This window comes from Mesorhizobium sp. M7A.F.Ca.CA.001.08.2.1, assembly GCF_003998455.1.
In the GTDB taxonomy this organism is placed as follows: domain Bacteria; phylum Pseudomonadota; class Alphaproteobacteria; order Rhizobiales; family Rhizobiaceae; genus Mesorhizobium; species Mesorhizobium ciceri.
This window is the reverse complement of record NZ_RZPW01000668.1, coordinates 1-3483: the sequence shown is the minus strand read 5'-3', so window position 1 is coordinate 3483 and position 3483 is coordinate 1. Positions and strand designations below refer to the sequence as shown.

General features: G+C 64.8%; 2 protein-coding genes and 1 pseudogene. 2 read left to right on the top strand and 1 reads right to left on the bottom strand.

Going from position 1 to position 3483, the window contains the following annotated elements:
• Both EN914_RS28660 and EN914_RS28655 read left to right on the top strand, forming a co-directional pair.
• Nucleotides 1–979, top strand: a 979-nt coding sequence (locus EN914_RS28660) for a glycosyltransferase family 2 protein (protein ID WP_245497860.1), incomplete at its 5' end; no start/stop codon positions are given.
• Between the two features lie 9 nt (nt 980–988).
• Nucleotides 989–2773 (top strand): ABC transporter ATP-binding protein, encoded by a 1785-nt coding sequence (locus EN914_RS28655; RefSeq protein ID WP_024501684.1) that lies wholly within the window; start codon nt 989–991, stop codon nt 2771–2773.
• 288 nt (nt 2774–3061) lie between these two features.
• On the opposite strand, the pseudogene EN914_RS28650 reads toward EN914_RS28655, so the two are convergent.
• A pseudogene (locus EN914_RS28650) lies at nt 3062–3483 on the bottom strand (hypothetical protein); the annotation flags it as partial.

Here is a 3483-nt window from a genome sequence, read left to right as displayed (position 1 = left end):
CGCCCCGGCCGGTCCCCGCCCGGAACGAGCGGCGCCGGAAGTCAGCTTCATCATCTGCACGCGCAACCGCGTCGCCGTGCTCGATGCCTGCATCAAGTCGGTGCAAGCCGCATGCCGCGCACATGCCGGCTTCGCCGCCGAACTCGTGGTCGTCGACAACGGTTCGAGCGACCGCACGGCCGAACGCCTGGCCAGCATCGCGGCTGCGTCGGAAATTCCGTTCACGCCCGTTTGCGAGCCGCGCCCCGGATTGGCGGCTGCGCGCAACGCCGGGCTGAGGCGCGCGCGCGGCCGTGTGCTGGTCTTCGTCGACGACGACTGCGCGGTCCATCGCGACTATCTGCGCGATCTGGAGCGACACTATGCGTCCGGGGAACAATGGCTCATCCGGGGAGGACGTGTCGAGCTTGGCGATGCCAGGGATTTGCCGTTCACCATCAAGCGGTCGTGGGCGCGCGAGCGGCTGACGCCAGATGTTCATCCCGGCGGTTTCGTGCTGGGCTGCAACATGACAATGCACCGCGATGTCGCGGCCCGCATCGGCTATTTCGACGAACGCTTCGGCGCCGGCGGACCATTGCGGTCGGCCGAGGATACCGATTATCTCGTGCGCGCGATGCTGCTCGGCATCGCGGTCGAGTATGTGCCTGACATGACGATTTTCCACCATCACGGCCGGCGGGATCGCAAAGCCATCGAAAAGCTGCATCGCGACTACAGCCTGGGCAATGGCGGGCTCTGCCTGAAGCATGTTCGCCACGCGCCCTGGCTGCTTCGCCATTTCTACTGGGCCGCAAGAGGGGCTTTCCGGGAACTGGCGGGAGGACCCGCCTTCGATCGTGAACTCAACCTGCCGCACTGGCCGATCGTCGCCATGAATTTGCTCGGCGCGGCCAGGTTCGCGGTTCTCCTGCTGGTCAGACGGCCGCGAGCCGAACCGGTGCGCCAAGATCAACAAGCCAATGCCCAGGCGAGGTGAAACGCTGTAATGCCAATGCTGCCACCAAACCTGCCGATGCTGTTCCGGGCGTTCGGAAAGCGGCAACTGCGCCTGCTTCCGGCGGTGGTGATTCTCGGCCTGGTCAGCGCCGTCCTCGAAGGGTTCGGCATCGGCCTGATCATCCCGTTGCTGGGCATCATCATGGGACACGGGGATGCCGCCGGAATGGCAGGCTTCTCCGCCGTCCTCCAGCACGTCGGATCGGGCTTGAGCGAGCGCGACCGGCTGATCGTCATTTCGGCCGCCATCCTCGGCTCGATCATCCTGAAGAACGTCTTCGCCTTCGCCAACACGCTGCTGACGACCTTCATCTCCGGCAAGGCAAGCCATTCCATCCGCAGCGCCCTGTCGGAGCAGCTGTTGCGGGTCGGCTACCCGTTCTTCCTGCGGCAGAGCCCCGGACGCCTGCTCAACATCATCTCCAACGAATCCTGGCGGGCTTCCGATGCGATCCAGATCATGCTGTCGGCCATCGTCAGCGCATCGGCCGCCATCATCCTCCTGGCTTTCCTGCTGCTGCTTTCGTGGCGCATGACGCTTTTGGTCACGCTCGGACTGGCGCTCGTCCAGATCGCGCACGCCGTCCTCTCAGCCAATCTGAAGGAGCCAAGCCGCAGCGTCGCCTCGCGCAACGGCCACCTCGCCTCGCAGATGCTTCACCTTGTGCATGCCGGACGGCTGATCCGCATCTTCGGACAGGAGAACCGGGAAAAGGCGATATTCGACACGGCGTCGGATGCGGTTCGCCGCGCCTCCTTCGCGCTGCTCGTGCGCCAGGGAGCGCTGCCGCCGCTGACGGAGGTTCTCCACGCCATGCTGTTCCTGGCGGTGGTGATCGGCGCCTGGCTGGCGCAGGTGAGTTTCCCGCTGATCATCGCCTTCGTCATCCTGCTCTACAGGCTGCAGCCGCATATGCGGGCCCTGCAGGGGTCGTGGAGCCAGCTGCAAGGCCTGAGCGGATCGCTTGAGGAGGTGACTTGGCTGCTGGATCCCACAGGCAAGCCGCAACCGCCGCAAGGCGACGGGCCATTCCACGGCCTGCGCCAAGGCATCAAGTTCGACGATGTGACATTCACCTATTCCGGCACGGACCGGCGCGAGGTTGTGCTGCATGCGGCGGCATTCGAGATCCGCGGTGGCCGCTCGACGGCGCTGATCGGCCGCTCGGGCGCCGGCAAGACGACGATCGTCAATCTCCTGTGCCGCTTCGTCGAACCGGACACCGGCAGCATCCTCGTCGATGGATCGCCGCTCGACCGGATCGACGCCAGCCAGTGGCGCCGGCACATCGCCCTGGCCAGCCAGGAACTGGAACTGGTCGACGGCAGCATTTTTGAAAACATAATCTACGGCCAGGATGCCGCGACAGCCGGCGATGCCGAGGCCGCCGCGAGACTGGCCGAAGCGCATGAATTCATCGAAAGGCTGCCTCAGGGCTACGAGACCCTGGTTGGCTACAGGGGCGTCAATCTGTCGGCGGGACAGAGGCAGCGCATCGCCTTGGCGAGAGCCCTGGTGCGCGATCCCGATCTCCTCATCCTGGACGAGGCCACCAATGCCGTGGACGGGCTGTCGGAAGCGGCCATCGTCGAGACCCTGAAGTCGAGAGCCGGCCGCCGCACGACCATCGTCATCAGCCATCACCACAGCACCATCTCGTTCTGCGACGACGTGGTCATCCTGAGCGGCGGCCGCGTGAAAAAGCAGGCCCCTTTCGGCGCCCTGGCCTCGCTCAGCATGGACGAGCTTTACCAGCACGAACCTCTCGACTGAGAAGGCGCCGGGCCGGCCCGCGATCTTATCCTGGGCGTGTCTGCAGCCTCCGGCCGGCGGGTCGTCGCAAGGGTTCGAATCACAAGCCAGGGGAATTGCCGCTGGCACCTTCCGTGATCGCACCAATGCCGTGCGGGACCGAGGCGCGCTACCTTGCCTGTGCGGCGGACCTGTCGATCCGCCTGGCCGGTGCCCCATTGGACTTACTCTCCGGGTGAGGTGCCGGCCTCCCATGCACAAAAGAAGGATCTGAAGCGGGTCGCCTGAATCCTTCAGGCGCGACACGCTTCAGGTGGCGGCGCCGACATTTCTGCGCATGCGCCGCCTGCCCGTCGTCCGTGCTTTCTTCGCCATCGCCCCGGCCATCTCGACCACGCCGTCCTCGCGCGGCCTGCCATTGGTGGCCTTGTGGAGCCGCTCATAGGGCAGCAGTTCCTTGATCCGGGCATTGAGCGAGGCGATTTCGGCCTTGAGGTCCTCGCACTCCTGCCTCTGCACGTCGAACTGTATCTGTTCGGACGCCTGTTGCAGCGTCAGCTGAGAAAGGTTGGCGTTCACCTTGGAAAGACTCATCTTGTCGCTTTCGCTCTCCTGGCTCAGCGCGGACAATCTTTCATCGGCGATCTTCTTTTCGGCTAGGGCATCGTTCAGTTCGCTCTTGAGCCTGGCGATTTCGCCCGCGGCTTCGCTGTTTTCGCTCGACACTTGCT

What these genes read in the sequence shown, in the direction of transcription:
- EN914_RS28655 (WP_024501684.1), top strand. Translation starts at nt 989, where the DNA reads ATGCCAATGCTGCCACCAAACCTGCCGATGCTGTTCCGGGCGTTCGGA.